The 14,578-nt window shown below is 63.4% G+C and carries 16 protein-coding genes; 13 read left to right on the forward strand and 3 right to left on the reverse strand.

Annotated elements, in window-relative coordinates; all coding sequences use genetic code 11:
* The 9 genes from trbL to HLH48_RS10700 all read left to right on the forward strand — a co-directional run bounded on the left by trbL (position 1) and on the right by HLH48_RS10700 (position 8,002).
* On the forward strand, positions 1–1,401 hold the full coding sequence (trbL, locus tag HLH48_RS10660) for a P-type conjugative transfer protein TrbL (protein WP_182997493.1): 1,401 nt from the start codon (positions 1–3) through the stop codon (positions 1,399–1,401).
* Positions 1,401–2,084: a conjugal transfer protein TrbF gene (gene trbF, locus HLH48_RS10665; protein ID WP_182997555.1), complete on the forward strand. Its 684-nt coding sequence runs from the start codon at positions 1,401–1,403 to the stop codon at positions 2,082–2,084. The genes trbL and trbF overlap by 1 nt, the downstream gene beginning before the upstream one ends.
* Complete coding sequence (gene trbG, locus HLH48_RS10670) at positions 2,081–3,088, forward strand: P-type conjugative transfer protein TrbG (protein WP_182997494.1); 1,008 nt, start codon at positions 2,081–2,083, stop codon at positions 3,086–3,088. Before trbF ends, trbG begins: the two co-directional genes overlap by 4 nt.
* Positions 3,085–4,269, forward strand: coding sequence for a TrbI/VirB10 family protein (locus HLH48_RS10675; RefSeq protein ID WP_182997495.1), 1,185 nt, complete (start codon positions 3,085–3,087; stop codon positions 4,267–4,269). The genes trbG and HLH48_RS10675 overlap by 4 nt, the downstream gene beginning before the upstream one ends.
* Entirely contained in the window at positions 4,262–4,525 is a 264-nt protein-coding gene (locus HLH48_RS10680; RefSeq protein ID WP_182997496.1) for a DUF2274 domain-containing protein, read from the forward strand. The genes HLH48_RS10675 and HLH48_RS10680 overlap by 8 nt, the downstream gene beginning before the upstream one ends.
* Positions 4,526–4,982: 457 nt before the next feature.
* Positions 4,983–5,585, forward strand: coding sequence for a TetR/AcrR family transcriptional regulator (locus HLH48_RS10685; protein WP_182997497.1), 603 nt, complete (start codon positions 4,983–4,985; stop codon positions 5,583–5,585).
* 104 nt (positions 5,586–5,689) lie between these two features.
* Positions 5,690–6,232 (forward strand): TetR/AcrR family transcriptional regulator, encoded by a 543-nt coding sequence (locus tag HLH48_RS10690; protein WP_182997498.1) that lies wholly within the window; start codon positions 5,690–5,692, stop codon positions 6,230–6,232.
* Positions 6,233–6,386: 154 nt separating this feature from the next.
* Positions 6,387–7,277: a pyridoxamine 5'-phosphate oxidase family protein gene (locus tag HLH48_RS10695; protein WP_182997499.1), complete on the forward strand. Its 891-nt coding sequence runs from the start codon at positions 6,387–6,389 to the stop codon at positions 7,275–7,277.
* Positions 7,278–7,555: 278 nt separating this feature from the next.
* Entirely contained in the window at positions 7,556–8,002 is a 447-nt protein-coding gene (locus HLH48_RS10700; protein ID WP_182997500.1) for a winged helix-turn-helix transcriptional regulator, read from the forward strand.
* A gap of 196 nt (positions 8,003–8,198) precedes the next feature.
* Here the strand turns inward: HLH48_RS10700 and HLH48_RS10705 are convergent, their stop codons facing one another.
* Positions 8,199–8,990 carry an NAD(P)H-dependent oxidoreductase gene (locus HLH48_RS10705; protein WP_182997501.1) on the reverse strand — a complete coding sequence of 264 codons (792 nt, stop codon included), beginning with the start codon at positions 8,988–8,990 and terminating at the stop codon, positions 8,199–8,201.
* A 102-nt stretch (positions 8,991–9,092) separates the two neighbouring features.
* Between HLH48_RS10705 and HLH48_RS10710 the strand changes: the two genes are divergently transcribed.
* The gene (locus HLH48_RS10710) at positions 9,093–10,016 is read left to right on the forward strand and encodes a LysR family transcriptional regulator (protein WP_182997502.1); all 924 of its coding nucleotides are present in this window, start codon (positions 9,093–9,095) and stop codon (positions 10,014–10,016) included.
* Here HLH48_RS10710 and HLH48_RS10715 read toward each other — a convergent pair.
* Positions 9,988–10,554 (reverse strand): hypothetical protein, encoded by a 567-nt coding sequence (locus HLH48_RS10715; RefSeq protein WP_182997503.1) that lies wholly within the window; start codon positions 10,552–10,554, stop codon positions 9,988–9,990. The two genes, HLH48_RS10710 and HLH48_RS10715, sit on opposite strands and share 29 nt — an antisense overlap.
* A gap of 143 nt (positions 10,555–10,697) precedes the next feature.
* Here HLH48_RS10715 and HLH48_RS10720 point away from each other — a divergent pair, with 143 nt between their 5' ends.
* Complete coding sequence (locus HLH48_RS10720; RefSeq protein ID WP_182997504.1) at positions 10,698–11,471, forward strand: FadR/GntR family transcriptional regulator; 774 nt, start codon at positions 10,698–10,700, stop codon at positions 11,469–11,471.
* Here HLH48_RS10720 and HLH48_RS10725 read toward each other — a convergent pair.
* A complete protein-coding gene (locus HLH48_RS10725) occupies positions 11,468–12,439 on the reverse strand; it encodes a LysR family transcriptional regulator (RefSeq protein WP_182997505.1) in 972 nt (323 codons plus the stop codon). The genes HLH48_RS10720 and HLH48_RS10725 overlap by 4 nt on opposite strands.
* Before the next feature lie 308 nt (positions 12,440–12,747).
* Here HLH48_RS10725 and HLH48_RS10730 point away from each other — a divergent pair, with 308 nt between their 5' ends.
* A complete protein-coding gene (locus HLH48_RS10730) occupies positions 12,748–14,355 on the forward strand; it encodes an MFS transporter (protein WP_182997556.1) in 1,608 nt (535 codons plus the stop codon).
* Between the two features lie 32 nt (positions 14,356–14,387).
* Positions 14,388–14,549 (forward strand): hypothetical protein, encoded by a 162-nt coding sequence (locus HLH48_RS10735; protein ID WP_182997506.1) that lies wholly within the window; start codon positions 14,388–14,390, stop codon positions 14,547–14,549.
* The last annotated feature ends 29 nt before the right edge of the window (positions 14,550–14,578 follow it).

Below are 14,578 nucleotides of genomic sequence, written 5' to 3' on the forward strand. Positions count from 1 at the left end.
ATGGATCCGAATAATGTCGGGATCATCGACGGGTTTCTGAATATTTTCGAAACCACGATCGATTCCGGGTTCGGGCTGGTGCAGGGCAGCGTCATGTCACTGGCGCGCTCGCTGTCGGTCCTCGACATCATGCTCGCCGGCCTGTTCTGGGCCTGGGCAGCGGACGAGGACATCATCCAGCGGCTGGTGAAGAAGACGCTCTATGTCGGGTTCTTCGCTTTTATAATCGATCATTTTTCCAACCTGTCTTCGGTCGTGTTCAACAGCTTCGCCGTTCTCGGCCTCAAGGCCGGCGGAGGTACGCTGGCGCTCGGGGATTTCATGCACCCCGGCCGGCTGGCCGCAACCGGCCTGTCCGCCGCCCAGCCGCTGCTGGACGCGGCGACAAAGCTCGCCTTCTCCTTCGGTGTCCTGACCGGCGTGGTGCAGATCCTCGTCCTGGTGTTGTGCTGGTTCATCGTGCTCGCGGCATTCTTCATCCTCGCCGTGCAGCTCTTCGTGGCGATCGTCGAGTTCAAGCTGACCTCGCTCGCCGGTTTCGTGCTGATCCCGTTCGCCCTGTTCAACCGCACGGCCTTTCTTGCCGAGAAGGTGCTGGGCAACGTCGTGTCCTCCGGCGTGAAGATCATGGTGCTGGCGGTGATCTCCGCCATCGCCTCCGTTCTCTTCAAACAGTTTACCACCTCCTACGGAGACAGTGCGCCGACCATCGGGCAGGCGCTCTCCGTCGTGCTGGCGTCGCTGTGCATCGTCGGACTTTCGATCTTTGGCGGCTCCCTGGCCAACGGACTGATCTCCGGCGCGCCGCAGCTTGGCGCGGGTGCCGCCGTCGGCACCGGCATGGCAGTGGGCGCCATGGGAGCGGCCGCTGTCGCGGCACCCGCTGCCATTGCTTCCGGCGGTGGCGCCGCTCTGGCCGCGACGGCCGCTGCCGCGCGCGGCGGGGCCGCGGCGGCGGGGGCTGCTTCTACGGCCTATTCGATGGGCACGATGAGCGCCGCCGGTGGCAGCGCGGGCGCACGGATGGCCGCCGGTCTCGGCGGCGTCGGTCGTGCCGCCGGCGCCGCCGCGATGAACGCCGCGAAGAGCAAGGCATCCGGTGCGGCGGCCTCCATGAAGCAGAGCTATGGCGCTGGGGCGCGCGGCGCCTTTACCGCGACAGGGGGACGCTTCACGGGCGGCGCATCGTCCAATGACGGCGGCGGAGATTCCGGCGGTCCCTCGGGCAGGGGCGGCGATGGTGCAGGCGGCGGCTCCGATCCTGACGGCAAGCCGCCCCGTTGGGCACGAAACATGAAACGCCGCAATGCCGCGGCTCATGCGGCCGAGGCCGCCAATGTCATCCGTTCGGCCGACGGCGCCGGCGGATCCGCATCCATCGATCTCTCGGAGAAAGAATGATGTTTCGTCGTTCCACCACACGCTACGGGGACTCGCCGATACCGGTGACCCCCTATCAGAAAGCCGCCCAGATCTGGGACGAGCGGATCGGTTCGGCTCGCGTCCAGGCGCGTAACTGGCGCTTGATGGCGTTCGGCTCGCTCCTGCTCGCCGCTGCATTGGGCATGGCGCTGATCCAGCAGGCCGCTCGCGGCACCATCGTGCCCTGGGTGGTGCAGGTCGACCGGTTGGGACAGGCACAGGCCGTCGGACCCGCGACCACGGCCTATGTGCCCACCGATCCGCAGGTGGCGTGGTATCTGGCGCGCTTCATCGAGGATGTGCGCGGTCTGTCCGCCGACCCGATCGTCGTGCGGCAGAACTGGCTGCGCGCATACGATTTCACGGCCATTGGCGGGGCACAGGCGCTCAACGACTATGCGCGCCTGAACGATCCGTTCTCGCGGATCGGGCACGAGCAGGTCGAAGTGGATGTGTCGTCGGTGATCCGGGCGTCGCCGAACAGTTTCCGCGTCGCCTGGACGGAGCGTCATTATCGCGGTGGTGCGTTCACCGGCACAGAGCGCTGGACCGCCATTCTCACGGTGATGATCATCACGCCGCGCACGGCCGACCGTCTGCGGAAGAATCCGCTCGGCATCACCATCACCGCCATCAACTGGTCGAAGGAACTCGGACAATGATCCGCACGGTCTTGCGCGCCCTGCCGCTGCTGCTGCTCGCCCTGTCCGCCTGTGCCGGGCCCTATCATCCGCCGACCATCCGCTATGATGACGCCGTGCGCGCGACGCGGCTGCCGGACCCGCCGAAGCCGGTGCAGGTCGTGGAGGTGCCTCAGCCACTGCCCTTGCCCGGGCAACTGAAGCCCTTGCCGCCGCGCAGGTCGAGGATGCGGCATGTCACGCCGGACGTCGCAGACCCGACCGCGCGCGTGACTCAGGCCAATCTGGCGGCGCGAATCCAGCCGACGCGGGCCGGGTTCATCAATGCCGTTCAGGTCTATCCCTACAGCCCCGGCGCGCTCTATCAGGTCTACGCCTCCCCTGGCGAGATCACCGACATCATGCTCCAGCCCGGCGAGAAGCTGGTCGGCTCCGGTCCGGTCGCGGCCGGCGATACCGTGCGCTGGGTCATCGGCGACACGTCGAGCGGCACGGGGGCCGCCAAACGGGTGCATATCCTGCTCAAGCCGACGCGTCCGGACCTGACCACCAACCTGATCGTCAACACCGACCGGCGGACCTATCTGGCGGAGCTACGCGCAACGCCGGCGACCTATATGGCGTCCGTGTCGTGGGACTATCCCGAGGACGATCTGATCGCCTTGCGTCGGCAGGACGACGTGGCTGACGACGAGACGCCTGTCGATACCGGGTTGAATCTCGACGCCCTGAATTTCCGCTACGCGATCCAGGACGTGAAGGGCGGCCCACCACCCTGGCAGCCGCTACGGGCCTTCGATGACGGACGGAAAGTCTATATCGCCTTTCCAGGCGGGATCGGGCAGGGGGACCTGCCGCCGCTGTTCGTGCTGGGTGCCGATGGCGGCCCGCAATTGGTGAATTACCGCGTCCGCCAGAATTGGATGATCGTCGACCGGCTGTTTGCCGCCGCCGAACTGCGGCTGGGCGATAAGCACAGCGAGCAGTGGGTGCGCATTGTTCGCACCGATGGGAGGCCGTCATGAGCGACGAGCCGGAGAGCAACGGACGGTCGGAGCCGGTCGCGGCGCCGCCCGACTTGCGCCTGCGCGCTGACCGGCCGCGCGTGGTGCGGTTGTCGCGCACCGTCATCTGGTCGCTGGGCGGGATCGGCGTCATCGCAGTGGCCTTTGCGCTGGGCTATGCGCTGGAAGCCAGCCATCGACCGCCACCGGGGCCGGCCGGACCGGACAACGCATCGCCGCCCGCCGCGGCCGGACTGGACAATTTGCCGAAAGATTATGCCGGCGTGCCGAAACTGGGCCCCGCGCTGCCCGGAGATCTTGGCCGGCCGATCCTGCATGCCCAGCAGCAGGGGAAATCGATCCCCACAAATGCCATCGGCAACGAGGATGCGCGCCGGGCACAGCAGGAGGTCGACGCCGCTATCGGCAGCAAGCTGTTCGCCTCGATCGAAGCCCGCGAGCCGCATGACGGGCAGCCGATCCCGACCTTGACCTCCGCCTCGCCCGGTCAGGGGCAGGGAACAGCCGATACCGGACCGCAGGCCGGAAACCGCGCTTTCCTCGCGGGGCAGCCTGATCGCCAGACCCTCAGCCCGGACCGGATCATGCCGCTTGCGTCGCCCTATATGCTCCAGGCGGGAACAGTGATTGCCGGTGCGCTGAACACGAAGATCAGCTCCGACCTGCCGGGGCAGATCGTCGGTCACGTCACCCAGAACGTCTATGACAGCCCGACCGGCCGTTATCTTCTGATCCCGCAGGGCAGCACGCTTTACGGCGCCTATAACAGCGGGATTTCCTTTGGCCAGCAGCGCACCCAGATCATCTGGACGCGGCTGATCTTTCCGGATGGCGAGAGCCTCGTGCTGGAGAAGCTGCCGGGCGCGGATGCGATCGGCCAATCGGGACTGTCCGACGAGATCGATAATCACTGGGGTCAACTGTTCAAAGCCGCGCTGGTGACCACCCTGCTCAGCGTCGGCTCGGAAGCCGGCACGAGCCAGAGTGAGAACAATCTGGCCCAGGCCATCCGCAGTGGCGCCAGCAACGGGTTCTCCATGGTGGGCAACCGGCTGGTCGATCGCAGCCTCGATGTCCAGCCGACGCTGACCGACCGGCCGGGACTGCCGCTCACGGTTCTATTGTCGCGGGATTTGATTCTCAAACCGTATGTCACGCAAGGAGGCACACGTCGTGGATAAGCTCCGAATCACTGAAATTCCTGATCACCGTCCTATCCGAGTGACGGTCGCATTCCCCGCTGAGATCCATCGCGATCTTGTCCTTTACGCCCAGTTCCTGGCCGAGGAGCAAGGAGCGGCCCGCGGGAACTCAGCCAACCCGGCCCGGCTTGTCCCGGTGATGGTCGCGCGGTTCATTGAACGCGATCGCGCCTTTCTGAAAAGACGGCGGGATAATCCAGAGATCATTTCCACGCCCTCGCTTAGGCAAAAATGATTCGCCCAAGGTGGGAAAATGCAATTGGAAACCGGAACAGAAGCCTGATACCTCTAATCCGACGCAGCGGCCTCCCGCACATGCCGAGCGGCCAAAAAGGGAAGCCGGCGCCGACTTTGTCCGGCCATACCTGAACCAGTCATGGAACCGGCGCATATATGGCAACGTCTCGCAACCCATCCGACCACTGGCGACTCTGTTGCAACGGACCTCAGCGTCTGTGCTCGGGTCCAACGTGCCCTGCTCAGACGCATATGCATCGGCGTTCGTGGTCGCTCGCTACGGTTTGGGCCAATCCAACCTGGCGGCACCGGTACACGCTGGCCGTTCAGGTGATATAGTAATTGAACGGAACGGTCGTTCGTGGTTCTCTTATATTCCTCGAACGACCCGCCGAACCCCGCGTTTCGATTGGTTCGGAGAACTGCGATTGTGCGCTTGAACCGGAGGCCTCGCAATGACACAAGCCGTGATCAAGAAGCGCGGCGGCCGCCCGAATAATCGAGCTCATATCCTCGACACGGCGAGCAGCCTGTTCGTGAGGTTCGGCTTCCGCGACGTCAGTGTCGACAAGATCAGCGAAGCCGCCGGAGTTACGAAACAAACACTATATTATCATTTTCGTAACAAAGACCAAATCGTGATCGAAGCCCTGGATGACTGCTTGGAGAACATCTCGCTATCGCTTGCTGCCTCAGTCAGAGCCCGTAGCGCACCCCGAGACCGTCTTAAGGCGATTTTCGATTGGTATACCGACTGGTTCAGTCAGCCCGATTTTACGGGATGCGTTTTTATGCGCGCGGCATTGGAATATAATGGCCAGAACAGCGCGATCAACGAACGGGTCACGCTGCACAAGCAGACTTTGAGGGGAGCGCTCAAGTCGCTGATCGAAGACGCCGGTGTCCCAAAGAACAGGTCTGATAGCGTCGCGCGCGCCTTCGCGTCATTGCTGGATGGCGCCGTCGTCAGCGTCATGGTGCTCGGAGAGAAGGACGCCGCATGCACGGCCTGGAAAGGGGCACTGACGGTGTTGTCAAACCAGATACCAAGCACGTAGCCTGCGCACTCGGAATTTATCGATGCGCGTCCCACGCACCGACAGCCTGCCGAAATCGGGAGGGGCGCCTTGCTGCCATGCGCTTGGCTGACCGGAAGGACGACGTGAAGGCCTCCTATGATGACATTGTGATTGCTGCCCGCGAACTGCTCCGAGAACGGGGCTATGCCGGTGCATCGATGCACGACATCGCCGCGCGAGCAGGACTCAGGAAATCCAGTATCTATAATCGTCTGCCGAACAAGGAATTCCTGGTAACGGCGGTGCTTGATCTTACGTTGCGCGAGTTGCTTGAGGGACTGCCGGACCCCATGTTGGACTGGCGTCAAAGCTATCGTGAGTTAATCATGCGAATCGCGAACGTTCTTGGAGAACACGGCGGATCAGTGGTCTTTCACCTGGCATTGAGCGTGCCGAAGGATGCTCCAACAGCAAAAGCGGCCATCTGCAAGTTCGTATTCCGACTCCGTGCGCGCCTGGCCTTGATTCTGAGTGTGGGGGGCTTCGCAGATCCGATGGCTGCCGCGACCGACGCGCTGACGCGCCTACAGGGTGCAACGTTGTGGTTGGCGGCGCTTGGGGAAAACCAGCCGTTGCAACGCGAGGCGCTCGGGGTCCTCGCCGCGGCCGGGATCGATGTCACGTGACCGGTCCTCTTGTGGCTTCGGCGTCCTTCTTCCGAAAAAAGTAACATGAACAACGTGCCGGGATCGCACGTTGATCAATGACGGACCAGTCTGTATTTTGCTGTGCGCATAGCCGGCTCAATGATAGGCTGCCTTACTACGTTGGATCAGGACGATGGACGAGGTGGCAACCGGATTTCACGAAGGCGAACGGCGTGCGCAGGCGCTGTCCGGAGTTGCGTCACCATCCAGCGCCTTCATCCGGCCTTTCATGCCGGAGCAGCATCGTGGCTTCTTTGCCACGCTGCCCTATGTCGTCCTGGGCACGCTTTCTCCCGACGGATGGCCGATCGCCACATTCGCGGCTGGACCACCTGGTTTCCTTTCCAGTCCCGACGAGACGACGCTTTTCCTTGGCTGGAAGCCGCCCGCTGGCGATCCCGTAGCCGTGGCCATCGGTCCGGGCGCTCCCATCGCCGTCCTTGGGATCGAATTCGCGACGCGCCGACGTAACCGTGCCAACGGCGTTGTCCTCGCGACCGGTCCAGATGGTGTTCGCGTGCGGGTTCTACAGAGCTTCGGAAACTGTCCGCAATATATTCGCACGCGCGACGTACTGCCGGTGGGGGGCGCGCCTGGACCTGTGGAACGCCTGTCCGAACTCGATGCCGAGGCGCATGGCCTGATCGCGGCCGCAGCCACATTTTTCGTGGCGTCTTGCGCGCCAGACATTGCCCTTGGCGGCATGGATGTCTCGCATCGTGGCGGTCCCGCCGGCTTCGTCCATGTCAACGGCGACATCGTCACCGTCCCGGATTATCCGGGCAATCGGTATTTCAATACCTTGGGAAACTTTCTAAAAAACCAACGAGCTGGTCTTATGTTCATCGACTTTGCAAGCGGCGACGTTTTGCATGTTGGAGGCACCGTATCCGTTTCATGCACCCCACTAGAGCGGTCGTTCAGCCTTCGTGTCCGGGAAATTATTCGACGGCGACGGGCTGTGCCGTTCGAGTGGAGCGAGGGGCCGCAAGTCAGGGAACCGATGCCGCGCGCGTCAGGGTAATGGCGGTCGACGTCGTGAACGCGGCCAGCCACGCCGTATCCTGACCGTGGCTCATTCCGCCGGCCGGTCTGACCTGAAACGTCATCGTCGATCACGGGATGTGCGACCTCACACTGCCCGTGAGCCCGCCCGTCGTCTGACGGCCTGTCGCGCACGCGCTTGGTTCGGGCCGTACGTCGCTTCCTGGCGCCGATGATCAAATCTGGTGACGGATCACCGCTTGACCCGCTATTATACTCATCGGTACAAAACAGCATATCGTATGGAGGGCCTGCGCGATGAATCCAAATCATGCACTCGCGGAAGACCCGGGGGCTGGTCACTATCTCAGTGTAGCGATCGACCGGATCGGTGGTAAATGGAAAGGCCTCATACTTTACGCATTGATGACGCGCGGACCACTGCGTTTCAATGATCTTCGCCGGTGTCTGCCCAAAATCACCCACCGCGTTCTGACGATGCAACTGCGCGAATTGGAGGACACCGGGCTGATCGATCGAGAAGTACATCTGTCCGCTCAGTTGCGCGTCACTTATATGCTGACGCAATATGGCGAGGCGCTTCATCCGGTCATGGCCGCTCTGGAGGCCTGGGGTGCGCGAGGCAGAACCTCCGAAACGCGTGGTCATTACGATTCGCGGGACGATGTCCCGACTATTGCGTGTGAGGAGTCCCTGCTGGTCAGGGGCAGGCAACGCAGCGCGCACGTTCGGGTCGCAACCTGATCACGATATGGCTGTAACACGAACGTTCCCGCCGCGTTTCAGGACCTGCCGTCCTGTCGCGCGGTCGCATGCGCCACAGGTCCCAGGAAGTGTGCTGCTGTCGGAGACAGGCGGGCTACGGCGGGTACGCCAGCCAGATCTTCCGGCCGGAAATGCCGGGTCGCGTTGACCTTCACGCTTGCGACCCGGCGACAACTCAGTCGCGTTCAGGCGCGAGATGCACCTCGAAGCCTCTTACGCCCGGCGGGACCAAGTTCGGCAGCACTTCCATCGTCGGAATCTGATAGTCGCCGAAGTTCTGTCGCCGATAGGGGATCGGCTTGGTCGTCTCCAGGGTCCGCACGCGCTCGCGCAGTTCGTCCGCGACCACGCCAAACGTCGTATCGTCGAGGCGATCCACGCGGTAGGCGACAAAAGGCGGCAATACGGTGAAGCCGGGGTAGAAGAGGATTCCGTGATTGATCGGGAACAGCAGGTCATCGATCGGGCCGTTGATCCCGCGTTCCGAATAATGTTCGGGCCAACCACCGGCCGTGACGATCAACATCGCGCGCTTGCCTTCCATGACGCCCTCGCCATAGCGATCGCCCCAGCGCTGTTCGCTGTGCTCCCCGACCCCGTAGGCGAAGCCGGAGGCATAGACGCGGTCGACCCATCCTTTGAGGATGGCAGGCATGGCGAACCACCACAATGGAAACTGCAGGATCACCGTGTCGGCCCAGCGCAGCTTTTCCTGTTCGGCCTTCACATCTTCCGTCAAATCACCTGCCGCGAACCCGTCATGCGAGGCCTTCCACACCTTTAGCGGCGCGTCGGACGACAGGCCGGGAAAATCGCCACGGTCCACGGCAGATTTCCAATGCATGGCGTACAGGTCCGACACCTGAACCTTATGGCCCTGCGCTTCCAACTCTCGCACGGCGACGTCCAGCAGTGCCCCATTCAGCGATTGCCGTTCCGGATGGGCGAAAACGATCAGAACATTCATGGGCGCATACCTCTCTTCAAGACAATTTGCACAGCCCCGTGAAAATAGGCGATATGGTATTGTCGGCCCATAGGGTTCCACCGGATAGGACTATGCCGAAAAATGGAACAATCTGGCATCTCACTCGACCGTATGCGCACCTTTGTGCGGATCGCGGAGCGAGGCAACCTCTCCGGCGTGGCACGGGAGACTGGAGCGGGACAGTCGACCATAACGCGCCATCTCCGTGAGCTGGAAGATGCCCTCGGGGTGGTACTCCTTCGGCGCACGACCCGTCGGGTGTCGCTCACGGAGGAAGGCACCCGCTACTATGGTCACTGCCAGCAAATCCTCGGCCTCGTCGAGGAGGCCCAGCAAGAATTACGCGCGACAGGACGGTCGATGGCGGGTTCGGTCCGGATTTCCTGCACGGCAGCACTCGGCGTCCTGCATGTCAGCCAGTCGATCTTCGATTTCCAGGACGAGCAGCCGGATATCCGCATTGCGTTTAACTTGACTGACGATCGCGTCGATCTGGTCCAGGACGATGTCGATATCGCCATTCGCCTGGGGCCGCTGACGGATAGCGCCATGCGATTGCGCTCTTTGGGCACCAGCCAGCGCGTGCTGGTCGCCGCGCCGATGTGGGTCGAGCGGTATGGCGCGCCACGCCGGCCGGCGGACCTCGCTGAACGTGACGGGGTCCGGCTTTCGCGCGTTCTGGGCTCGGACCGGTTGGTCCTGCAGGGTAAGGCAAAGGCTGGAAAGCCTGCCATCCTGCCATTTCATGCGCGCCTGAACGTCGATCACGGACTTGCCCTGCGCGAGGCGCTGCTCGCTGGGCGCGGCTATGGGCCGGCCCATCTCTGGCTGGTCGAGGATTGTCTCGCCGATGGCCGTCTGACGCGCCTTCTCCCGTCTTGGGCGCTCATGCCGGTCCCGTTGAGCATGCTGATCGCGCCAGAACGCGCAAACCTCGCTCGCGTCAGGCTGTGCGCCGACTTTCTGTCTGAAAGGATCAAGCGGCTTCCCGGCATCCGCCGTTAGCGCACCCGCCTGGCTGGCATGCCTGCCGCGAGATGTTGGCAAGCGTGCGGCGACGCATTGCGCCGCTGACCGGGCGGATCAGATACCAGTATGGCGCAAAGCGTCGGCGTGTAGCTGACATCGGGCAAAAAATACTGGTTTCGGTGATGAGGCGGACCGTCCTGTATCCGATCTGCGCCACGCGGAAACTCAGAACGAGGCGGCAGACGTCGGCGCGCCGCAGTGTCAGAAATTCGTGGCGGCTTGCGCAACGGACAAGGCCGAAACCCGCTTGCCAGAAAGCGCCAACGAGACCGAAGCCGAGCCAGGAATCGCCCTCGCGCCCAAGATCGACAAAGCTGTCCATGTCGAAAGGGCGCGCAGGCTGTCGCCCAAGCCGCCGCCCCGGCAATTCGCGTACCGCGAGAGCCAATCGCAAAGCCGGATCCTGCCGGATCTGAAAGCGGGCAGCGCAGTCGAGGACTCTTTTCGCCGATGCCGCGATCACCCAGTCGTGGCACTCCCGGAAGTCTGGCGTGGGCAGAAAGTTGTCGAACATAGGTACTGGCTCTCCATGTCGGCCGTGGGACTTCCAGAGGCCCCGCCAGAACGTGTCCGTGTGCAGGGGCAGCCCGTCTCGCCGTTTATTGTACGTATTAACTCTATCGACAGACAAACATCCGGCGATAGGATGACTGAGTCATGTCCCAGGATTCCTTCTCGCCACATGCTGTGGCTCTGCCCCAGGCCCGACGCCAGTCTCTCGTCGACTCCGCCCTTGAAGCCTTGAGCGAACACATCGCCTCGGGAATGTGGCCGGTCGGCGCGCGCATCCCCACAGAGGGGGAGCTCGGTGAAATTCTCCGTGTCGGGCGCAATACGGTGCGCGAAGCAATCCGGGTGCTGTCTCACGCGGGCATCCTCGAGGTGCGCCAGGGTGACGGCACGTATGTCCGCTCTCTGGAAGACCCGGGGACGCTGATGCGGACAATCAGTCGGTCGAGCCTGCGCGAACATTTCGAATTGCGGACGATGCTGGAGATCGAAACCGCCCGCCTCGCGGCGCTGCGCCGCTCAACAGGTGACCTGCAGCGAATCAAGGCCGGGCTCAATGCGCGGGGGGAATGGGCTGAGGGCGAGAGTGTCGACGCCTTCCTTGAACGCGATTCGGCTTTTCATCGCGCCATCGCCGAGGCGAGCCGCAATGGTGCGCTGATCCAGCTCTATCGCTATTTCCTGGGCACCGCGCGGGACGCCGCGCGCGCGGCTATATTGGAACACGGCGTCACGGAACCGAGTCTGTCGCTTCATGAGGGTCTGTATCACGCAATCGAAGCGAGCGATCCCGCCCGTGCGGCTCGGGCCGCGCGCGCGATCCTTCGACCGCTGACCAAGGCCTTCAGTCTGGACCGCGACCCGGCAGCTATCGGCGCCCGTCGGCGGAAGGACCCGACCATGACGAGACATCCGCGCTAGTCCAGTGCCGCTTCCGTCTTTGTCACGTCGATGGCCGGCTTCCGCGAGGTAACACGAGGAGACATAACCTGCGTCACCGTGCGCCGAAGCCATTGGTGGACCTGGTCGTTCTCGTGCCGCGGGTGCCACGCCTGAAAGATCGCGACGGGATTGAGGTCGATCGGCATCGGAAAGGCAAAGAGTCCCAAACGCTCGAGCGGAGCGGCGTTAATGACAATATCGGGCACCGGAAGGACCAGATCGGTCTGGGATAGTCCTTGAAGCGCGGCGTAGAAGGACGTGAGTAAAAGAGCGACGTTGCGCGTCAGGCCGTACTGATCGGACAGAACGTCGTCGATCGGTCCCCGTCGCCGGCCCCGGCGCGAGACGGCGATGTGATCGTAGGCCACCAGCGCCTGGGGTGTGATGTCACCCAGCAGGATCGGATGACCGGCGCGTACGACCCCCAGAAAACGGCTTTCGAACAGGGTCTGGCGCATGATTTCGGGGCGCAGGAACGCCGTGGCGCCGATATAGAGATCGATCCCACCCTGCCGCAGGAAATCGCTGTCGTCGCTGTTCGATTCCGCCGTGAAGATCAATGTGGTGTCCGGGCAGTCGGCACGCAGGGCGCGCAGCAGCGCCTCGGCGTAGGGGCCGATCACCACATCGGCGGCCCGAATCCGGAAGGTCGGCGTCAGGCCGGTGAAATCCAGGGCATGCCGCGGGCGATATAGATCGCTGATCGCCGACAGGATCTGGCTGACGCGCGGCTGCATCTGCAGGGCGCGCGGTGTGGGCACCATGTGCCGGCCCGACTGCACCAGAATGGCATCGTGGAACGTCTCGCGCAGGCGGGACAGGGTGCGGCTCATGGTCGCGGCACTCACCTGTAGCTTCTCGGCCGCGCCCGTGACACTCGACTCCTCAACCAGCACGTTCATGGCCTGCAGAAGATTGAGATCGTAGCCACGTGCCACGTTTGCCATCGCGTATTCCTTTTATCGTGAAAGCTGACCTGAGGCCGGGGGAAAACAGCCTATCATAGGATGAATATATGCTCCCAAGGGCGTGTTTCGGCTGAAGCTGGCAGACACGGCGCCAGGTCGCAATCGAAATCTGATATCCGACCATTCCATATCTGCTTCCCGACGATTTCATAATTGAGTGTTCCCAAACATAGGACGTTTCTTCAAGACTGTCGGCATTCTCCAATGATGTCGCCGCGAGGTGTCCCGTGGACCACGCCGATAGCCTGACGCTGCCGCCACCCGTCGCCGACGCGGAGTCTTCCCACATGGCGACGCGCCCCCAACCCCCGCCGGCGCCCCCGAAAGCGCCCGTATTCGGTCCGCGCCTGGCGACGGGATTGGCGGGTGTGCTGCTGGCGGTCCTGCTGGCGGGATTCAACGAGCACACGACCGAGGCGGGGCTCGCCGATATCCGGGGCGCGTTCCATCTGGGGCACGACGAGGGGACCTGGATCACCGCCCTGTTCGAGGCGTTCAACATCGCCGCGATGGCATTCGCGCCGTGGTGCTCGGTGACGTTCTCCATACGCCGCCTGACGATCGCGATGACCGCTCTGGTCGGGGTGCTGGGGATGGCGGCCCCCTTCATGCCGAACCTGTCGTCCCTGCTGCTGCTGCGCTGCGTGCAGGGGCTGGCCTGCGGCAGCCTGCCGCCGATGCTGATGACGGTGGCGCTGCGGTTCCTGCCGCCCAACATCAAGATCTACGGCCTTGGCATCTATGCCCTCACCGCGACGTTCGGGCCGAATCTCGGCGGCGCGCCGCTGGCGGGGTTCTGGTTCGAATATCTCGGCTGGCCGTTCCTGTTCTGGCAGATCGTGCCGCTGTGCCTGATCTCCATGGCCTGCGTGGCCTGGGGCCTGCCGCAGGACCCGATCCGGCTTGAGCGTTTCCGCCAGTTCGACTGGCGCGGCCTGCTGACCGGGCTGCCCGCGATCTGCATGCTGGTGATCGCGCTGGAACAGGGGGACCGGCTGGACTGGTTCCGCTCGCCGCTGATCACGCACCTGTTCTTCGCCGGCGGGTTTCTGTTCGTGCTGTTCATCGTCAATGAATGGTTCCACCCGGTGCCGTTCTTCCGCATCCAGTTGCTCAAGCAGCGCAACGTGACGGATGCGCTGCTGACGCTGGCGGCGGTTCTGGTGCTGGGCGCGGTCACGGCGGAAATCCCGGCGGTCTATCTGGAGGAGGTGCGCGGCTATCGCCCGATCCAGATCGCGCCGGTCATGCTGATCCTCGCGGTGCCGCAGGTGCTGGCGCTGCCGCTGATCTCCGCCCTGTGCAATATCCGCCGGGTGGATTGCCGTCATGTGCTGATGGCCGGGCTGGCGATCCAGGGTCTGTCCTATTTTCTGGGCACCTGGATCGATGCCGACTGGGTGCGCGAGAACTTCTACGCCATGCAGCTCTTGCAGGTGGCCAGCGAGCCGATGATGGTCATCGCCATCCTCATGCTGGCGACGATGGGCCTCGGCCCGGCCGACGGGCCGTTCATCTCGGGCATGTTCAACATGACCAAAGGGCTGGCCAACGCCATCGCAGCCGGTGTCATCTCGGCCCTGCTCCGCCGGCGCGAGCAATTCCATTCCACCATGCTGCTCGACACCTATGGCACCAACCATAACGCGTTGCAGTCCTGGGGCGACCCGGCGCAGGCGCTGCTGGCGCCGCACATCGCCGATCCGGCCTGGCTGGACTGGAACATGACCGTCCTGCTGCACGGCGAGGCGTCGGAGCAGGCGCTCATCCTGGCCTGTGCGGACATCTACACGATCATGATCGGCGTCTGCGCGGCCCTGTTCGCCCTCAATCTGGTTCTGCCGCAACGGGTCTATCCGCCCCGCGCGCCCTCCACCACCGCTCCCGCGCGCTGACGGCGGCGGACAGTATGTCATGCGAGATTAATATGAAGACCAGTTCGTATCGGGATACGCGCCGACTGCGGCATCCAGACATCCCATCATCGGATCAAATGGGCAACGCGACGGCATCGAGATGGACGCTGCGCGACCGCATTGAGGGGTACTTCGTCGCTCTTGTCGTGACGCTCTACCTGAAGCTGACCTGACGGTCCCGCGCATCCGCGACAGACGACGC

It is taken from the genome of Gluconacetobacter sacchari, assembly GCF_014174255.1.
Classification (GTDB): domain Bacteria; phylum Pseudomonadota; class Alphaproteobacteria; order Acetobacterales; family Acetobacteraceae; genus Gluconacetobacter; species Gluconacetobacter sacchari.

Coding starts and splice junctions, on each gene's coding strand:
- trbL (WP_182997493.1), top strand. CDS start 1: ATGGATCCGAATAATGTCGGGATCATCGACGGGTTTCTGAATATTTTC.
- trbF (WP_182997555.1), top strand. CDS start 1,401: ATGTTTCGTCGTTCCACCACACGCTACGGGGACTCGCCGATACCGGTG.
- trbG (WP_182997494.1), top strand. CDS start 2,081: ATGATCCGCACGGTCTTGCGCGCCCTGCCGCTGCTGCTGCTCGCCCTG.
- HLH48_RS10675 (WP_182997495.1), top strand. CDS start 3,085: ATGAGCGACGAGCCGGAGAGCAACGGACGGTCGGAGCCGGTCGCGGCG.
- HLH48_RS10685 (WP_182997497.1), top strand. CDS start 4,983: ATGACACAAGCCGTGATCAAGAAGCGCGGCGGCCGCCCGAATAATCGA.
- HLH48_RS10695 (WP_182997499.1), top strand. CDS start 6,387: ATGGACGAGGTGGCAACCGGATTTCACGAAGGCGAACGGCGTGCGCAG.
- HLH48_RS10700 (WP_182997500.1), top strand. CDS start 7,556: ATGAATCCAAATCATGCACTCGCGGAAGACCCGGGGGCTGGTCACTAT.
- HLH48_RS10705 (WP_182997501.1), bottom strand. CDS start 8,990: ATGAATGTTCTGATCGTTTTCGCCCATCCGGAACGGCAATCGCTGAAT.
- HLH48_RS10710 (WP_182997502.1), top strand. CDS start 9,093: ATGGAACAATCTGGCATCTCACTCGACCGTATGCGCACCTTTGTGCGG.
- HLH48_RS10715 (WP_182997503.1), bottom strand. CDS start 10,554: ATGTTCGACAACTTTCTGCCCACGCCAGACTTCCGGGAGTGCCACGAC.
- HLH48_RS10720 (WP_182997504.1), top strand. CDS start 10,698: ATGTCCCAGGATTCCTTCTCGCCACATGCTGTGGCTCTGCCCCAGGCC.
- HLH48_RS10725 (WP_182997505.1), bottom strand. CDS start 12,439: ATGGCAAACGTGGCACGTGGCTACGATCTCAATCTTCTGCAGGCCATG.
- HLH48_RS10730 (WP_182997556.1), top strand. CDS start 12,748: ATGGCGACGCGCCCCCAACCCCCGCCGGCGCCCCCGAAAGCGCCCGTA.
- HLH48_RS10735 (WP_182997506.1), top strand. CDS start 14,388: ATGAAGACCAGTTCGTATCGGGATACGCGCCGACTGCGGCATCCAGAC.